The following is a 17,605-nucleotide window of genomic DNA, read 5'->3' on the forward strand; positions in this document are numbered from 1 at the left end:
ATCTAGGGATTTTTTTATGATAAGATTTTGATATAATAAAAGAGTGATAAATAATAAAATAAAAAAATTATAATAAATTAAATAGGTGGGGTTTTAATGATAGGAAATAGATACGCGGTCGAAGTAGATGGCGTAATGGAGGAAAATAGATTATACGTTGCGAGGGACACGTTTACAGATGAAAAAGTTCTTTTGAAGATATTTTATCATAACAAATATATAAATAAAGATTTTATACAGAATCTTATAGATGTCTCAACAGCTATAAACGATATAAATTCTAAGTATATATTAAAGATAAAAGATATAGGTATGAGATATAATGAGGATAAGCATTTCTACTTTATATCTTATGAATATATTGAAGGAGTAGAGCTTTCAGAACTTATCAAAGGAAATTATTTACATCCAGAGGCTATGATAAATATATCTGTTGAGATTTTAAAGGCATTAGAAAGTGTAAATTTAATAAATAAGGGTGTTTATAGCGATGGGATTCACGATATAAACTACCATGGCTCATTAAAGATGCAGGATATTATAGTAGATAAAGATTATAATATAAAAATAGCCGATTTTGGAATAACTGCTGCAAATAGAGGGACAAATATAAGGGCAAAAGGGAATTATCAGTATATGTCGCCGTATCAGCTATGTATAGATTATACTGATTACGAAAGCGATTTATTTGCATTTGGAATTATACTTTATGAAATGATATTTAAAAAGAGACCTTTTGGAAGTGCCTACTGTGAAAGTGATATGTTAAAGAGAATTGACAGAGGGCCAAACTACAATAATGTTGTTGTAAGTAAGGAATATGAGGATCTTGTAAAAATAGATAAAAAATTATTAAGCAGAAAAGATAAGTTTAAAAGTTTTAATGAAGTAATAATGGCTATGACAGGTATTATGTATCATACTGCCGAAGTAAAAATAAATCCCACAGAGGAAGTAAATGCTATAGATGAAAAATTGATGCAAACTCAAAAGCTAAATCTTGAAAAAATAGAAAGAGAAAATAGTAGAAAGAAAAATTCTTTATTTAGAAAATTTATCGTAATAGTACTAATATCAATGTTTATAGTAGGTTTAGTTGCACATTATATTTAGCAAAAATTTAGCAGAATTAAAAAATATATAAAATAAACAAAAATATATTGAAATCATAAAATTACTATGTTATACTTTTATAGGTGAAAAAATGAATAATCACACACAGAATTGCGATCCTTAAAAGGTGCCTATAAGGTTTTTTAGGGAGATGAACAATCTGGAGGAAGAAAAAACCAAGGAGGACAAAAAATGTCAGTAATATCAATGAAACAGTTATTAGAAGCTGGTGTACATTTCGGACATCAGACAAGAAGATGGAACCCTAAAATGGGTAAATATATATTCACAGAAAGAAATGGAATATATATAATAGACCTACAGAAAACAGTTAAAAAAGTAGAAGAAGCTTACAAATTCGTTAAAGAAGTTTCTGAAACTGGAAAACCAATATTATTCGTAGGTACTAAAAAACAGGCTCAGGAAGCTATAAAAGAAGAAGCTGAAAGATGCGGAATGTTCTACGTTAACGAAAGATGGTTAGGTGGTATGTTAACTAACTACAAAACTATAAAAACTAGAATAAACAAATTAAGAGAATTAGAAAGAATGGAAGAAGACGGTACTTTCGACGTACTTCCTAAAAAAGAAGTTATAAAATTAAGAGCTGAAAAAGAAAAACTAGAAAAGAACTTAGGCGGAATAAAAGAAATGCCTGAATTACCAGGTGCTATGTTCGTAGTTGACCCAAGAAAAGAAAATATAGCTATACAGGAAGCTCACAGATTAGGTATACCAGTTGTTGGTATAGTTGATACTAACTGCGATCCAGAAGAATTAGACTTCCCAATACCAGGAAATGACGACGCTATAAGAGCCGTTAAATTAATAACTGGTGCTATGGCTACTGCTGTTATAGAAGGAAGACAGGGTGCTGAAGAAGAAATAGAAGAAGCTGAAGAAGTAGAAGTATCAGAAGAAAACTAATATGAAAATTAAATGGTAAGGGATTCCCTTACCATTTATAATATCAAAGTAATAATATTTATACACTTAGGAGGAACACAAAATGGCTATAACTGCTGCAATGGTAAAAGAGTTAAGAGAAGCTACAGGTGCAGGTATGATGGACTGCAAAAAAGCTTTAACAGAAACTGATGGAAATATGGAAAAAGCTGTAGACGTATTAAGAGAAAAAGGTCTAGCTAAAGCTGCTAAAAAAGCTGATAGAATAGCTGCTGAAGGGCTTGTTGCTATAGAAATGAACGAAGACAACACAGTTGCTTCTGTTGTAGAAGTAAACTCAGAAACTGACTTCGTTGCTAAAAACGAAGACTTCAAAGATTTCGTAAGATTAGTATCTAAAATGGCTTTAAATACAGAAAAAACTACAGTTGAAGAATTATTAACTGAAGAAGCTGAAGAAGGAAACGACTTACAGACTGTATTAAACAACAAAGTTGCTAAAATAGGTGAAAAACTTGACTTCAGAAGATTCGCTAAAGTATCTACTAACGGACAGGTAGCTGGATACATCCACGGAGCTGGTAAAATAGCAGTTTTAGTTGAAATGGAAACTGAAGGAAGAGACGAAAGAATACTTACATTAGGTAAAGACGTAGCTATGCAGGTTGCAGCTATGAACCCTAAATACGTTTCAAGAGAAGATGTTGATGCTGAATACATAGCTCACGAAACAGAAGTATTAACTCAGCAGGCATTAAACGAAGGAAAACCTGCTAACATAGTTGAAAAAATGGTTAAAGGTAGATTAGAAAAAGAACTTAAAGAAGTTTGCTTATTAGAACAGCCTTTCGTTAAAGATCCAGACTTCACTGTTAAAAAATTAGTTGAATCAGTAGCTAAAGAAGTTGGAACTGAAATAAAAGTTGTAAACGTTGTTAGATTCGAAGTTGGAGAAGGTATAGAAAAGAAAGAAGAAAACTTTGCTGAAGAAGTTGCAAAACAGATGCAGTAATTTTTAAATAGTTGACTAAGAAGAGAGCACGTCAGTGTTCTCTTTTTTAAAAATAACAATTTTTACAAAGTGAAATTTTAGGGGGCGGATTGAAAATGGATAAACCAGTTTACAAAAGAGTATTATTAAAATTAAGTGGAGAAGCACTAGCAGGAGAACAGAAACGCGGAATAAACAACGACATAGTTAATCAGATAGCAGTTGCTATAAAAGAAATTAACGAATTAGGTGTAGAAGTAGCCGTTGTTGTTGGAGGTGGAAACTTCTGGAGAGGTAGAACAAGCGATGGTATGGACAGAACTACAGCTGACTATATAGGAATGCTTGCTACTGTAATGAATGCTATGGCACTTCAGGATGCTCTTGAAAATATAGATGTTGCAACAAGAGTTCAGACTGGTATAGAAATGAGACAGGTTGCAGAACCATATATAAGAAGAAGAGCTGTTAGACACCTTGAAAAAGGTAGAGTTGTAATATTTGGTGCGGGAACAGGAAACCCTTATTTCTCAACTGATACAGCAGCAGCACTTAGAGCTCTTGAAATGGAAGCGGAAGTAATACTACTTGCTAAAAATGTAGATGCTGTATACGACAAAGATCCAAAAGTATATCCAGATGCTCAGAAATTTGAAAAATTAAGCTATATGGAAGTTATACAGAAAGAGTTAAAAGTAATGGACTCAACAGCTACATCTTTATGTAAAGATAATAATATACCTATAAAAGTTTTCGAATTATCAACAGAAAACATAATAAACGCTGTAAAAGGTGCTAACATAGGTACAACTGTAGAATAATATTTAAATATATCTATAAAAACAATAATATATCTATAAAAATAATTTAGAAAATGATAAAATATAGTTAAGTAATATTAAAAAATGAAGATGCAAGGAGGCGCAATTTATGAGACTTGAAGTACACGAACAGTTAGAACAGAAAATGGATGCTACTATCGAAGCTTTAAAATTTGAATTCGGAACAATAAGAGCAGGTAGAGCAAATGCAGCAATGCTTGACAAAGTAAGAGTAGACTACTACGGAACATTAACTCCAATCAACCAGATGGCAGCTATATCAGTTCCAGAACCAAGAACTCTTATGATAACTCCATGGGATAAATCAGCTATGCATGAAATAGAAAAAGCTATAGCTAACTCAGATGTAGGATTAACTCCTTCAAATGACGGTTCTGTAATAAGATTATCAGTACCAGCATTAACTGAAGAAAGAAGAAAAGAATTAGCTAAAAAAGCTCACAAAGCATCAGAAGATTTCAAAGTAAGAATAAGAAATGAAAGAAGAGATGCTAACGATAAACTTAAAAAAATCGAAAAAGCTGGAGAAATAACAGAAGACGAATTAAAGAAAGCAACTGAAGAAGTTCAGAAAATAACTGACAAATACATAAAAGAAATAGACTCACTATACGCTAAAAAAGAAAAAGATATAATGGAGGTATAATATTGAATAAATATTATAATCTATTAGGATTGAGTGTGGAGGAAGTTGAAAAATATTTTGACGATAAAAATATAAAACACCACACAATATATATTGAAGGCGGAAAAGATAAGGAAAGACTTACTAATCCAAGAGCAATAAGAATATCTGAAATAGCTGATAGTGTAGAAATAACAGCGACATACTTCTCTGACTCCTTATTATAAGGAGTCAGAATTAATATGGAGGGAAATTATGAACAATCTAAAATATGATATAGATTTAGAGAAAATGCCTACCCACATCGCTATAATTATGGATGGTAACGGAAGATGGGCTAAATCAAGATTTCTTCCAAGAACTGCTGGCCATAAAGCCGGAGTAGAGACAATTAGAAAAGTAGTAAAAGAAGCTGACAGATTAGGAATAAAGTATTTAACTCTATATGCCTTTTCTACTGAAAACTGGAAAAGACCTAAATTAGAGGTAGATGCTCTTATGAACCTACTTGTCACTTATCTAAAAAATGAAATAGATGAACTTCATAAAAATAATGTTAAATTGACAGCAGTAGGGGATTTTGAAAAATTACCAGAAGCATGTGTAAGAGAACTACACTCTGCTATGGATAAAACAAAAGACAATACTGGGGTACATCTAAATCTTGCTCTTAACTATGGAGGAAGAAATGATATAAGAGAAGCAGTAGTAGAATTAGCTAAAGAATATAAAGAAGGAAAGATAAGTTTAGAAGATATAACTGAAGAGAATATAAAGAAACATCTAAGTACTGGAGAAATACCTGATCCTGATTTAGTTATAAGAACTAGCGGAGAACAGAGATTAAGTAATTTCCTACTTTGGGATGTTGCATATTCAGAATTTTACTATACTGATATACACTGGCCTGATTTTGATGGAGAAGCACTTGAAAAAGCTATATACGCATATCAGAAAAGGGACAGAAGATTTGGTGGAGTAAAGTAGGATGAAAACAAGAATAATATCAGGACTTATACTTTTACCTTTATTACTTTTAATAGTATATGGAGGGATTCCTCTTTATATTGCTGAATTCATAGTTGTTGGAATAGCACTACATGAATTCTATAAAGCTTTTGAAGCTAAAGAAATTGAACCTGTATTTGTAGTAGGGTATATATTTGCTGCTTATTTAGCAATAAAGAATATGTTTAGTCTGCCTCTTATGTATACATATGCTATGATATTTGGACTATTTTTAGTTTGTATCATATATATGCTTAGAGGAAAGAAAAATATAATAGATGTTTCAATCACTTTTTCTGGGATATTCTATGTAGCTGTATTTTTCGATTTTGTAGTATTAACTAAAAATGGATTCGAAAAAGGTAATATATATGTATGGTTGATATTTATAATATCATTCTGTACAGATGTATTTGCTTATTTCTCAGGATATTTCTTTGGAAAACATAAATTAATACCTTCAGTAAGTCCTAAAAAAACTATCGAGGGAAGTATCGGTGGTATTCTAGGAAGTACAGTTGGATGTATGATTTTAGGACATTTCTTTGGAATGGAAATGCTACATATGGTAATCATAGGGGTTATCGGTAGTGTAATAGCTCAGTTTGGTGATCTTTTTGCATCATCTATTAAGAGATATGTTGGAATAAAAGACTATGGTAAGCTTATACCAGGGCATGGAGGAATACTAGATAGATTTGATAGTGTTATACTAGTTGCTCCATTTGTTTACAATATAATAAAATTATTTGGAATATAGTCACAAGAGGTTGTTGTAATCATGCAATAACCTCTTTTTTATTTGCAAAATAAATATCAATAAAATATAATTTGGCTACAAAATAGTATAAATATACTTAAATTGTTTACTAAAAAAATACAAAACATAAAAAATTAGGTAAAATCTAATTTAAAATGGTATAATATTTTGAAGAGACTATAAAATGTTGTAATTTTTAGTAAAGCAAAAGTAAAGGTAAATATAATATTATAAAATTGAGATATTATAAATTAAGAATAATATATAAAGTTATGAATTGGAAAGGAGATATTATTTTGAAAAAAATATCTATATTAGGATCAACAGGTTCGATAGGAACACAGACATTAGACGTAATAAGAAAGAATCCAAGCGATTTTGAGACAGTTGCAATATCAGCAAATAGCAATGTAAAAAAGATACTTGAACAGATAGAAGAATTTAAACCTAAATACGCTGTAATGTATGAAGAATCAAAAGCAGAAGAGTTAAAAAACTTACTTCCAAAAGAATGTACAACAGAGGTATTATCAGGAATGGAAGGGCTTAAAAAAATATCTTCATTAGATGAGATAGACGTTGTACTTACTGCTGTTGTAGGTATGATAGGGCTTGTTCCTACAATGTGTGCAATAGAAAGCAAGAAAGATATAGCACTTGCAAATAAGGAAACACTAGTAACTGCTGGAGAATTAGTTATGAAGGCAGCTAAGGAAAATGGTGTAAAAATACTTCCTGTAGATAGTGAACACAGTGCGGTATTTCAGAGTTTAAATGGAGAAAATAATAGAGATGTGGAAAAAATAATATTAACTGCATCTGGAGGTCCATTTAGAGGTAAGAAAAAAGAAGATTTAATAAATATAACTAAAAATGAAGCTTTAAAACATCCTAACTGGGATATGGGTAGAAAGATAAGTATAGACTCATCTACTTTAATGAACAAAGGGCTTGAGGTAATAGAAGCAAAATGGCTATTTGGAGTAGAAGCTGAGGATATAGATGTTGTAGTTCATCCACAGAGTATAGTTCATTCAATGGTTCAGTATAGAGATAGTTCTGTAATAGCTCAGCTAGGTTGCCCAGATATGAGACTTCCTATTCAGTATGCACTTACTTATCCGGATAGAATGGAAACTGACTTTGAAAGACTAGATTTTAGAAAAGCATCACAGCTTACTTTTGAAGAACCGGATTTAGAAACATTCCCATGCTTAAAACTTGCGTATGAATGTTTAAAAGCTGGTGGAACATACTGTGCTGTGCTGAATGCGGCTAATGAAATAGTTGTAAATGAATTTTTAGAGGATAGAATAGGATTCTACGATATACCTAAATACATAAAAATGGCGCTTGATGCACATGAAAGCATAGAAAATGCAACGCTTGAACAGATATTAAAAATAGATTTAGATACAAGAGAATATGTAAAAAATTTAATAGATAATAATTAAATTAAAAAAGTATAATAGAAAACAAAAGATATAATTTATAATAAAAAGTACAACAGATAATAAAATAAAAGAATTAAACTAGAAAGATAAAGGGGGAAATCTATGAGTATTTTAAAAATAGTTTTTATAGTATTGCTATTTAGCTTTATAGTATTATTCCATGAATTAGGGCATTTTATATTTGCCAAAAGAAGTGGAATAGGTATTTTAGAATTTGCAGTTGGTATGGGACCAAAAGTTTGGAGTACTAAAAAAGGTGAAACAGAGTATTCTTTAAGACTTATACCAATAGGAGGATTCGTGGCTATGGCAGGAGAAGACGGAGCAGAAAATGATCCAGAAGAAACTAATATGGATTCATTTGGAGATAAAACAATATGGCAGAGAGTTCAGACCATAGCAGCAGGGCCAATATTCAACATAATACTTACAGTAATACTTTTATCTGGGGTATTTACATATATGGGAACTCCTCAGACAGAGCTTGCAAATGTTGTTAAAGGAACACCAGCCTATGAAGCAGGGATAGAACCTGGGGATAAAATAGTTGAAATAGGTGGAATGGAAATAAAAAATTGGGCAGATGTTTCAGCTGCTGTAGATAAATCAGGAAATAAAAAAACAGAGATAATAGTAGACAGAGATGGAAAAGAGAAAACATTTGAAATAACTCCAGAAAAATCAAAGGACAATAGATATATACTTGGAATAGAAGCTAAGATGAGCAGAAATCCTTTTGTAGCAATTAAAAATGCTGTAGTATCTACTTGGGAAATGAGTGTTCAGATGGTTACATTTGTAGTTCAGTTATTTACAGGAAATCTTCCTATGAAATTAACTGATGCTGTTGGTGGACCAGTTGCAGTTGTTTCTGTGGTAAATGAAGCAAGTAAAGTAGGGGTTTTAAATCTTATATACGTAATGGCTGTAATAAGTTTAAACTTAGGTATACTTAACCTTGTTCCATTCCCAGCATTAGACGGATTTAGATTATTAATGCTTCTTATAGAATTCTTGAGAGGTGGAAAGAAGCTAGATCCAGAAAAAGAAGGATTTGTGAATATGATAGGATTTGCTGCATTGATGGCGTTTATCGTATTTATCACTTACAACGATATTTTAAAATTAATTAGATAATTTGGGAGGGATAATTTTGAGTTATCAGAGAAAGAAAACAAGAGTCGTTACTTGTGGAAATGTAAAAATAGGTGGAGATAATCCAATATCAGTTCAGTCTATGGCAAATACTGATACTAGAGATGCAAAAGCCACAATAGCACAGATAAAAAGATTAGAAGAAGCTGGTTGTGAATTAGTAAGGGTTGCTGTCCCTGATATGGAAGCTGCAGAAAAAATAGCAGAAATAAAAGCTGGGATAAATATTCCTCTAATAGCAGATATTCACTTTGACTACAGACTTGCACTTAAAGCTATAGAACAAGGAATTGATGGAGTTAGAATAAATCCAGGAAATATAGGAGATAAGGAAAGAGTTAGAGAAGTTGTCGAAGCTTGTAAAGCAAATAATATAGGAATAAGAATCGGTGTAAATGGAGGATCTCTTGAAAAAAATCTTTTAGAAAAATACGGTGAACCATGTGCAGAAGCTATGGTTGAAAGTGCAATGGGACATATAAAAATTCTTGAAGATTTAGATTTCCACGATATAGTTATATCATTAAAAAATTCAGATATATTCAGAACTGTCGAAGCTTATGAGCTTATGTCTGAAAAGGTTGATTATCCACTACACATAGGTATAACTGAGTCTGGAAGTATTAAAAGAGGAACTATAAAATCTTCAATAGGTGTTGGAAGTCTTTTAATGAAAGGTATAGGAGATACTATGAGAATTTCTTTAACTGGAGATCCTGTTGAAGAAGTAAAAGTAGGTAAGGATATACTTAGAAGTCTTGGACTTTTAAATGATAAAATAAAGATAATTTCTTGCCCAACTTGCGGTAGAACTCAGATAAATTTAATTGATATGGTTAATGAAGCTGAGGAAAGAATAGGAAATCTTGATAAGGACATAACTGTTGCGATAATGGGTTGTGTTGTTAATGGTCCTGGAGAAGCTAGAGAAGCCGATATTGGAATCGCTGGTGGAAAAGGAGAAGGGCTATTATTTAAAAAAGGTGAGATAATAAGAAAAATACCTGCTGAAAATTTAATAGATGAGTTAGTTAAAGAGATAGAAACTTTATAAAAATGAGAGGCTGTTGCAAACTTTGTGACAGTCTTTTTCTTTTGGGGATTAAGTTTGCAAATAATTTCCCCTCCAGGCTTCAGCGACTCGCACTTTTATGTAACACATTTATAAGTTGCGAGTCGCTTGCAGATTGTCGGTGGAAATTTATTTGCGAGCTTAATCAAAAAGTAAGTAGACTTGGCAAAAGTTTGAAACAGCTTATTTTTATAAAGTTTCTGTTTTGAGGGATATAGAATAATTGAGATATAATGCTCATTTTAAATGAATTTTTATTAATATGATTTTATTAATTTAAAAATATGTTGTTTGTTAAGGAATAGAATTTTAATTGAATTATTTTAAAAGTATGTTGATAGATATTTTAGTTTTGGTTATACTGTTAAAAAGTATTTTATGGAGGTAGGTTATGGTTATTAGAGAGATTAAAGGTTTGGAAAATGGATATTTTGAAAATATTGAGGGTACTTCTGAGTGGTATTATTCTCATGTTTCAAGTAAGTCATTTTGTGATTTATATGAGGCCGAGGAGATTGTGAATGATGGATATACTTTTGTTGGGATGAGTTGTGTTCTGATTCATTATCCAGATGGAAAAGTATTTAGGCCTTTTGAGGTTAGAGAGAATATTTATGTAGAAAAGCCAGTTTTTTTAGATGGGAAGATTTATTTCCTAGAAGTTGATTTTGATAAAAAAATTATGAGATTAATTTATATAGACAGTGAAGAGCTGCTAAGGGAAAATTTTAAAGATTATAATGAAAATGATGAAGATAAATCTTGTAACATAAGTATTGAAGATATAAAGCATGTTGAAACTGAAATTAGTTTATCAGAGGTAGAGGATTGTTATAATTTAATGCTTAAAATTGCTCCAGTTATGATTACACGATGTGGAAATGAGGGATATTTTGAAATTATTTATCCTGAAAAGAAAAAATATAATATTGAAGCTAGAGAAGGGTTTGATTTTAGAAATGGAGATGATATGTATTTTGCTAGTTGGGATGAAAATCCAGAATATGAAGATTTTATAGTTGTTAGAGATTATGAAAGTGGAGAGATTAAGAGAGTAGAGAAGGGAAGTATTTTTAGAATGCCAAACGGAGAAATGTGGAAGATATAAATAAATTTTCTATCTCAATGCAATGAAGTAAATGAAATAAAATAACAGGAAACGAGAAAAATAACTTATATCAAAATAAAAAATATGGACAAGAGTTATAATTGCTATAAAGCGACAATACTGCAAGCGCCCCATACCTATAAATGTGTTAAAAAATAGGATGGGGCGCTGAAGCCTGGAGCAAATAGCAATATAACTCTTGTCCTTTTTAATTGTAAAGTTATTTTATTCGTTTCCTGTTTTTATTTCATTTCCTTCATAAGTAATCCAGTCAGAAAAACTTCCCGGATATATTTTATGTGGTACATCAAACTGTCTTAGTGCTAAACTGTTGACACAAGCAGCTATGCCAGAACCACAAGATAAAATTATCTCCTTATCAGTACCGATTAAATCTTTAAAATGTTCCTTTAAAAATTCACAATCTTTATATGAACCATTTTCAAAATTATCGTTTAAAATATCATTGAAGAAATAGTTCTTAGCACTTGGAATATGTCCAGCTTTAGAATAAGCAGGTTCAACTATTCCTTGGTATCTCTCATTTGAACGAGAATCTATTATTATAGTATTAGGATCGTATAATCTCGCCTTAACATATTCCATATCTACTATCATATTTTCATCTAAATCTAAAGTTATTTTCTTATCTGTATGATTAGCCTCAGGTATTTCAGATTCTAATTTTCCTCCTGCATGTAAAAATGATGGAATACCTCCATCTAAAACATCTACGTTTTTAATTCCCATATACATAAGCTGATACATAAGTTTTGAAGGCCCATTTAAATCACCTTCATCATAAGTAACGATGTATGTATTGTTATCTATTCCCATTTTTTCTAATTTAGCAGCAAGTTCTTTTGGGTCTGCAAGTGGGTTGAACCCACCATGTTCAGTTATTGGAGCGGATAAATCTTTATCCACATCTAATATATAAGCTCCTTTAATATGACCTTCTTTGTAAGCTCTAGCGCCGTATTCTCTATCAAGTAGATTAAATCTACAGTCGATAAGAACCATATCCTCATTATTTTCTAATTTTTTTATTAAATCAGTTGCTGATATTAAATTTTTCAAAAAAATCGCCTCCGTATTATATCTACAATAAATATTAATTTAAATATCATAGAATAAACATATTATATAGGTGTTAAAAAATTCACCTTATACTTTAATATTAGTACAAAAGGGATAACTAGTAAATATATATAAAAACAAAAAATAATTTTTTTAAATTTATTGACACAGATAGGAATATAGTATATATTCTAGTTAAGGAGTTAGTTACTTAACTAACTAACTAATAAACAAAGAATTGAATTCAATCAAATAAAAATAATTATTTGAGAAAGGAGGCTCCTATGAAATTTGTTTTAAACGGAGAAGAACCTATATTTATACAGATAGCTAGGGCGATAGAGGATGAAATACTCATAGACGGAATAGGAGAAAATGAACAAGTACCCTCTACAACCGAGATTTCAAAGACGTATGAGATAAATCCAGCTACAGTATTAAAGGGAATGAATATATTGGTAGATCAAGAAATACTATACAAAAAAAGAGGTAGGGGAATGTTCGTGGCAGAAGGAGCAAAAGAAATAATAAAAAAAGCTAGAAAAGAAAAGTTTATAAATGAATCGCTAGTATCTTTTATGGAAGAAGCTAAAAAATTAGGAATAAGCAGAGAAGAATTAATAGACATAATTAGAAAAGAATAATATGTAGAATAGAAAAGAACAATATTTAGAAAAAATTAGATACAGAAAATAATGAGGTATATACAATAAATATAAATAAAAGAGTAGAAAATAAAAAACATAAATAAGAGAGTGTAAATAAAGAAAAATTGTAAACAATATAAATGAAAAGGAGGAATCATTATGAGTGCAACTCTTAAAATACAGGGATTGAGCAAGAAATTCGGCAAACAAGTAGTACTAGATAACATAAATTTAGAAATAGAGCCTGGACATATATATGGAATACTTGGTAGAAATGGCACAGGAAAAACAACTATTTGCAATATAATAACAGATAAACTATTTGCAGATAATGGAGAGGTTACATTGGATGGAGAAAAAATATCAGGGAATCCAGAGCAGTTAAAAAGAATATGCCATGTAAAAGAAGCCGATGTTTTTTCTGCAGATACTAAGGTCAAAGATATATTCAAAACATATAGCTATTTCTTTGAAAATTACGACAAAGAAACTGAAGAAAGACTAGTTAAAAGATTTGGCATAAATACTAAAAAAGCATACGGAAAGCTTTCAAGAGGACAAAAATCGGCTGTAACAGTTACAGCAGCTCTTGCATCAAATGCAGAAATAACAATATTTGACGAACCTACTACAGGACTAGATGTAGCCAACAGAAAAATATTCTATGAAGAGTTAATGGAAAAATACTCAGAAGATATGGGGACATACATAATAATAACTCATCAAGTTGGAGAAATAGAAAGAATAATAGAAAAGTTGATAATAATAGACAAAAATAAAATTGGTGCATATGAAGATGTGGATAATTTCAAAAGTAAATCAAACTTATTATCTGGTAAAGAAGAAGATTTAAAGAAATTATCATTCTACGGAGATTCAAAGGAATTTAAACAGTTTGGATCTACAAAGACAATTTTCTACTATGGAAATATCTCAGGTGATGATTTAGAAACAATAAAAGAAAAGAGTATAGAAGTTGGGAAGGCAGAATTTGAAGATGCATTCGTAACAATTACGAAAGAGGTGAATTAAGATGACAGCATTAAAACCTTACTTAAATTACTTAAAAATAAATATGAAGACATATTTTTTAGTAGTAACAACTGTAATGTTATTAATACTAGGAATTGGATTTGTTATGAGTTATATATACTTAGATTCAGTTCAGGGTGGAGCAGCTACAAAAGCTGGTGGAATGTCATTTAGCTCTATGTATGGTAGTATGTCTGGTGTAGCCATGGTATATGGAATACTACTTTCTACTGTAGAATTTAGTACAATGATGAATATGAGGGCAGATAGAAAATCTATAATAATTGCATCAACAATATCTTTAATAGAATTTACAATTATCAGTATGATAATATTCTCAATACTTCTAATAGGAGCTGAAAACTTAATGCAAGCAATAAGCCCAATACCTTTAGTATATAAAAGATTGGATATTATGGAGTATTTAGGATTGATAATAATTCAGTCTTCTGTAGGACTTGTTTTAGGAGCATTATTCTATAGATTTGGTGGACTAAAAATGATAATAGGAATTACTGTATTAGCATCAATAATAGTACTATTTGGTGTAAGTCCAAGTAGTTTTATACAGGCACTGGGGTATAAAATATTATACTATATTGAAATTGCTTTAGAAAATTATGAAGTTATATTAACAGTTATATTTACTCTATTGATGTATACTATTTACTGGTTAATTATGAGAAAAGCACCTATAAAAGAATACTCTAAAAAGAATTTTCTTAGAATAGATGAATAATTTTTAAGATTATAATACATTTTGTAAACTTATGAAACGGTTTGAAGTTTTAAAATTATCAAAGCTTTAAACCGTTTTTTATTTTTTGTGCTAACAAGTACAGAATACAATACAGAATGTTAAAAATATATTGAAATTAGGCTATTACAAGGTTTTAGCATATTTATAAATTTAAAAATATTCAGAAAAATATTTTTTTATAATAAATTATCAAAAAAGTTTCTTATAATAAATAGCAATAATGATAAAAAAATATAATAATAAAATGGAAATAAAAATAAAAAATTAACAAAATAAATAGATGAATTGTAGGGTAAAAATGCCTAAATTCCAACTGTTTTATAAAATTTAAAAGTGAAAATATCAAAAAAGTATGGACAATAGATTGTTAAAAAAACGCATAAATACATATAAAAAAATAAATATTTAAAAGATTGTTAAGATATAATTACTATCATTATGAACAAAAATATAGTATAATTAAAAATAAGAATTAGAAGATTTATAATTCATGAAATTTTAGAAATTTTATGAAAAAGTATAAATTTTACTCTTTTAATAAAGATAGGAGAATGTGATATGAGTTTTAGAATAGTAAAAAAAGAACGCTTAACAGACAAAATTTTTGCAATGGAAATTGAAGCTCCTAGAGTTGCCAAGGCAGCTAACCCTGGTCAGTTTATAATCATCAAAATAGATGAAAAGGGTGAACGTGTTCCTCTAACAATAGCTGACTATGATAAAGAAAAAGGTACAGTTAAAATAGTACTGCAGACTGTTGGTGCATCAACAATAAAACTTGCTGAGATTGAGGAAAACGATTTCGTCAATGACTTTGTTGGTCCTCTAGGAAATCCAAGTGAATTTATTTATGAAGATATAGAAGAACTTAAAAAAGAAAATATCATATTCGTAGCCGGTGGTGTAGGAGCTGCTCCAGTTTATCCACAGGTTAAATGGTTAAAAGAACATGGTATAGACTGTGATGTTATCATAGGTGCTAGATCTAAAGACCTTATAATATTAGAAGATGAAATGAAAAAAATAGCTAGAGATGTTTATGTGTCTACTGACGATGGCTCTTATGGATTTAACGGAAGAGTTACAGATTGTTTAAAAGATTTAATAGATAATAAAGGTAAAAAATACACTAGAGCAATAGTTATCGGTCCAATGATAATGATGAAATTTATGTGTATGCTTACTAAAGAACTTAATATACCAACTACAGTAAGTTTAAATACTATAATGGTTGATGGTACAGGTATGTGTGGTGCATGTCGTGTTACTGTTGGTGATGAAGTTAAATTTGCTTGCTGTGATGGACCAGAATTTGACGGACATCTTGTAGATTTCGATGAAGCTATGAGAAGACAGACAATGTTCAAAACTCCTGAAGGTAGAGCTATATTAAAAATAGAAGAAGGAGATACTCACAGCCATGGTGGATGTGGATGTCAGGAAGATAAGAAAAAATCAATAAGAGTTCCAGTAAGAGAACAGGATCCAAAAGAAAGAGCTAAAAACTTTGAAGAAGTTTGTTTAGGATATAATAAAGAAGAAGCAATGAGAGAAGCTGAGAGATGTCTAAACTGTAAGAATCCTAGATGTGTTAAGGGATGTCCAGTAAAAATAAACATACCAGCATTTATATCTAAAGTTAAAGACGGAGATATAGAAGGTGCTGCAAAAGTAATATCTATATCAAGCTCACTTCCATCTGTTTGTGGTCGTGTATGTCCACAGGAAAGCCAGTGTGAAGGTCAGTGTATAGTTGGTATAAAAAATGACCCATTAGCAATAGGTAAACTAGAAAGATTTGTTGGTGACTGGTCTAGAGAAAATGGAGTTAGCTTTGGTGTAGAAGAAGAATCAAACGGAATAAAAGTTGCAGTAGTAGGTAGTGGACCTTCAGGTCTTGCTTGTGCTGGAGACTTAGCTAAAAAAGGATACGATGTTACAATATTTGAAGCATTCCATGAAGCTGGTGGAGTTTTAACTTATGGAATACCAGAATTCAGACTTCCAAAACAGAAAGTTGTTCAGTCAGAAATAAACAATATCAAAAAATTAGGTGTTAAAATAGAAACTAACGTTGTTATAGGTAGAACTATAACAGTAGATGAATTAATAGAAAATGAAGGATTTGAAGCTATATTCATAGGTTCAGGAGCAGGACTTCCAACATTTATGGGAATACCAGGAGAAAATGCAAATGGTGTTCTTTCTGCAAATGAATACTTAACAAGAGTAAACTTAATGAAAGCTTATGACGATTCTTATGACACTCCTATAAATATAGGAAAGAAAGCTGCTATAGTTGGTGGAGGAAACGTTGCAATGGATGCGGCTAGAACTGCACTTAGATTAGGCTCAGAAGCTTCTATAGTATATAGAAGAAGTGATAAAGAACTTCCAGCAAGAGCAGAAGAAGTACATCATGCTAAAGAAGAAGGAATAATCTTCCATACATTAACTAATCCAAAAGAAATATTAGTAAATGAAGATGGTTCTATAAGAGGTATGATATGCGTTAAGATGGAACTAGGTGAACCTGATGAATCAGGAAGAAGAAGACCTATAGAAATACCAGGTTCTGAGTTTGAAATGGAAGCAGATACAGTTATAATGGCGCTTGGAACAAGACCAAATCCATTAATATCTTCAACAACTAAAGGACTAGATGTAAATAGAAAGAAATGTATAGTAGTTAATGAAGACGAACAGACTTCTAAAGAAGGTGTATATGCAGGAGGAGATGCTGTAACAGGTGCTGCGACAGTAATATCTGCTATGGGTGCTGGAAAAACAGCAGCAGCTTCTATAGATAAATATTTAAAAGAAAAACATTCAAAATAATTATTTAGTATATACATATGAAATTGATAAAAATTTAATATCATAAAAAATACAGTGGCTAGACATTTGGCCACTGTATTTTTTTGAAAATTTTATTTAGAGAGCTTTAACTTTTGCTACAAAAGAACTATAATAGAAAAGGAGATAATTGTAATAAAATCATCAAATAATAAATATTGTTAATTGGTTAAAAATTTAAAAAAATAAATACAAA

At 30.5% G+C, this 17,605-nt stretch carries 17 protein-coding genes; 16 read left to right on the top strand and 1 reads right to left on the bottom strand.

The genetic code is table 11. The features are described from left to right. The first annotated feature begins 96 nt into the window (after positions 1 to 96). The 12 genes from ACK2WO_RS06415 (at position 97) to ACK2WO_RS06470 (ending at position 11,034) form a co-directional block, all read left to right on the top strand. A complete protein-coding gene (locus ACK2WO_RS06415; RefSeq protein ID WP_414697113.1) occupies positions 97 to 1,113 on the top strand; it encodes a protein kinase domain-containing protein in 1,017 nt (338 codons plus the stop codon). Between the two features lie 192 nt (positions 1,114 to 1,305). Beyond that, complete coding sequence (rpsB, locus tag ACK2WO_RS06420; RefSeq protein ID WP_414697114.1) at positions 1,306 to 2,040, top strand: 30S ribosomal protein S2; 735 nt, start codon at positions 1,306 to 1,308, stop codon at positions 2,038 to 2,040. 82 nt (positions 2,041 to 2,122) lie between these two features. Continuing rightward, a complete protein-coding gene (gene tsf, locus ACK2WO_RS06425) occupies positions 2,123 to 3,031 on the top strand; it encodes a translation elongation factor Ts (RefSeq protein ID WP_414697115.1) in 909 nt (302 codons plus the stop codon). A 95-nt stretch (positions 3,032 to 3,126) separates the two neighbouring features. Then, on the top strand, positions 3,127 to 3,831 hold the full coding sequence (gene pyrH / locus ACK2WO_RS06430; protein ID WP_006440197.1) for a UMP kinase: 705 nt from the start codon (positions 3,127 to 3,129) through the stop codon (positions 3,829 to 3,831). A 109-nt stretch (positions 3,832 to 3,940) separates the two neighbouring features. After that, positions 3,941 to 4,498, top strand: coding sequence for a ribosome recycling factor (gene frr / locus ACK2WO_RS06435; RefSeq protein ID WP_178412243.1), 558 nt, complete (start codon positions 3,941 to 3,943; stop codon positions 4,496 to 4,498). Between the two features lie 2 nt (positions 4,499 to 4,500). Beyond that, positions 4,501 to 4,704 carry a hypothetical protein gene (locus ACK2WO_RS06440; protein WP_178412242.1) on the top strand — a complete coding sequence of 68 codons (204 nt, stop codon included), beginning with the start codon at positions 4,501 to 4,503 and terminating at the stop codon, positions 4,702 to 4,704. Positions 4,705 to 4,732: 28 nt separating this feature from the next. Then, positions 4,733 to 5,464 carry an isoprenyl transferase gene (locus ACK2WO_RS06445; protein ID WP_178412241.1) on the top strand — a complete coding sequence of 244 codons (732 nt, stop codon included), beginning with the start codon at positions 4,733 to 4,735 and terminating at the stop codon, positions 5,462 to 5,464. 1 nt (position 5,465) lies between these two features. Next, entirely contained in the window at positions 5,466 to 6,245 is a 780-nt protein-coding gene (locus tag ACK2WO_RS06450) for a phosphatidate cytidylyltransferase (RefSeq protein WP_414697116.1), read from the top strand. A gap of 296 nt (positions 6,246 to 6,541) precedes the next feature. Next, positions 6,542 to 7,699: a 1-deoxy-D-xylulose-5-phosphate reductoisomerase gene (locus ACK2WO_RS06455; RefSeq protein WP_414697117.1), complete on the top strand. Its 1,158-nt coding sequence runs from the start codon at positions 6,542 to 6,544 to the stop codon at positions 7,697 to 7,699. A 102-nt stretch (positions 7,700 to 7,801) separates the two neighbouring features. Continuing rightward, positions 7,802 to 8,836: an RIP metalloprotease RseP gene (gene rseP / locus ACK2WO_RS06460; protein WP_414697118.1), complete on the top strand. Its 1,035-nt coding sequence runs from the start codon at positions 7,802 to 7,804 to the stop codon at positions 8,834 to 8,836. Positions 8,837 to 8,852: 16 nt separating this feature from the next. Next, positions 8,853 to 9,908, top strand: a complete 1,056-nt coding sequence (ispG, locus tag ACK2WO_RS06465; protein ID WP_414697119.1) for a flavodoxin-dependent (E)-4-hydroxy-3-methylbut-2-enyl-diphosphate synthase — start codon at positions 8,853 to 8,855, stop codon at positions 9,906 to 9,908. Between the two features lie 409 nt (positions 9,909 to 10,317). Continuing rightward, positions 10,318 to 11,034 (top strand): hypothetical protein, encoded by a 717-nt coding sequence (locus ACK2WO_RS06470; protein ID WP_414697120.1) that lies wholly within the window; start codon positions 10,318 to 10,320, stop codon positions 11,032 to 11,034. 225 nt (positions 11,035 to 11,259) lie between these two features. Here the strand turns inward: ACK2WO_RS06470 and ACK2WO_RS06475 are convergent, their stop codons facing one another. Next, on the bottom strand, positions 11,260 to 12,114 hold the full coding sequence (locus tag ACK2WO_RS06475) for a sulfurtransferase (protein ID WP_414697121.1): 855 nt from the start codon (positions 12,112 to 12,114) through the stop codon (positions 11,260 to 11,262). A 284-nt stretch (positions 12,115 to 12,398) separates the two neighbouring features. Between ACK2WO_RS06475 and ACK2WO_RS06480 the strand changes: the two genes are divergently transcribed. The 4 genes from ACK2WO_RS06480 to ACK2WO_RS06495 all read left to right on the top strand — a co-directional run bounded on the left by ACK2WO_RS06480 (position 12,399) and on the right by ACK2WO_RS06495 (position 17,391). Beyond that, positions 12,399 to 12,758, top strand: coding sequence for a GntR family transcriptional regulator (locus ACK2WO_RS06480; protein ID WP_040410443.1), 360 nt, complete (start codon positions 12,399 to 12,401; stop codon positions 12,756 to 12,758). A gap of 162 nt (positions 12,759 to 12,920) precedes the next feature. Beyond that, complete coding sequence (locus ACK2WO_RS06485) at positions 12,921 to 13,793, top strand: ATP-binding cassette domain-containing protein (protein ID WP_414697122.1); 873 nt, start codon at positions 12,921 to 12,923, stop codon at positions 13,791 to 13,793. A 1-nt stretch (position 13,794) separates the two neighbouring features. Continuing rightward, entirely contained in the window at positions 13,795 to 14,532 is a 738-nt protein-coding gene (locus tag ACK2WO_RS06490) for a hypothetical protein (protein ID WP_414697123.1), read from the top strand. 579 nt (positions 14,533 to 15,111) lie between these two features. Further along, positions 15,112 to 17,391, top strand: coding sequence for a bifunctional dihydroorotate dehydrogenase B NAD binding subunit/NADPH-dependent glutamate synthase (locus ACK2WO_RS06495; protein WP_178411665.1), 2,280 nt, complete (start codon positions 15,112 to 15,114; stop codon positions 17,389 to 17,391). Positions 17,392 to 17,605: the final 214 nt, after the last annotated feature.

Origin of the sequence: Peptacetobacter sp. AB845 (assembly GCF_047528295.1) — a bacterium.
Classification (GTDB): domain Bacteria; phylum Bacillota; class Clostridia; order Peptostreptococcales; family Peptostreptococcaceae; genus Peptacetobacter.

Bases quoted from the DNA above. Each gene is read 5' to 3' on its own strand.
- frr (WP_178412243.1), top strand. From the start codon at position 3,941: ATGAGACTTGAAGTACACGAACAGTTAGAACAGAAAATGGATGCTACT.
- rseP (WP_414697118.1), top strand. From the start codon at position 7,802: ATGAGTATTTTAAAAATAGTTTTTATAGTATTGCTATTTAGCTTTATA.
- rpsB (WP_414697114.1), top strand. From the start codon at position 1,306: ATGTCAGTAATATCAATGAAACAGTTATTAGAAGCTGGTGTACATTTC.
- ACK2WO_RS06485 (WP_414697122.1), top strand. From the start codon at position 12,921: ATGAGTGCAACTCTTAAAATACAGGGATTGAGCAAGAAATTCGGCAAA.
- ACK2WO_RS06495 (WP_178411665.1), top strand. From the start codon at position 15,112: ATGAGTTTTAGAATAGTAAAAAAAGAACGCTTAACAGACAAAATTTTT.
- ACK2WO_RS06470 (WP_414697120.1), top strand. From the start codon at position 10,318: ATGGTTATTAGAGAGATTAAAGGTTTGGAAAATGGATATTTTGAAAAT.
- ACK2WO_RS06450 (WP_414697116.1), top strand. From the start codon at position 5,466: ATGAAAACAAGAATAATATCAGGACTTATACTTTTACCTTTATTACTT.
- pyrH (WP_006440197.1), top strand. From the start codon at position 3,127: ATGGATAAACCAGTTTACAAAAGAGTATTATTAAAATTAAGTGGAGAA.
- ACK2WO_RS06445 (WP_178412241.1), top strand. From the start codon at position 4,733: ATGAACAATCTAAAATATGATATAGATTTAGAGAAAATGCCTACCCAC.
- ACK2WO_RS06415 (WP_414697113.1), top strand. From the start codon at position 97: ATGATAGGAAATAGATACGCGGTCGAAGTAGATGGCGTAATGGAGGAA.
- tsf (WP_414697115.1), top strand. From the start codon at position 2,123: ATGGCTATAACTGCTGCAATGGTAAAAGAGTTAAGAGAAGCTACAGGT.
- ACK2WO_RS06480 (WP_040410443.1), top strand. From the start codon at position 12,399: ATGAAATTTGTTTTAAACGGAGAAGAACCTATATTTATACAGATAGCT.
- ACK2WO_RS06490 (WP_414697123.1), top strand. From the start codon at position 13,795: ATGACAGCATTAAAACCTTACTTAAATTACTTAAAAATAAATATGAAG.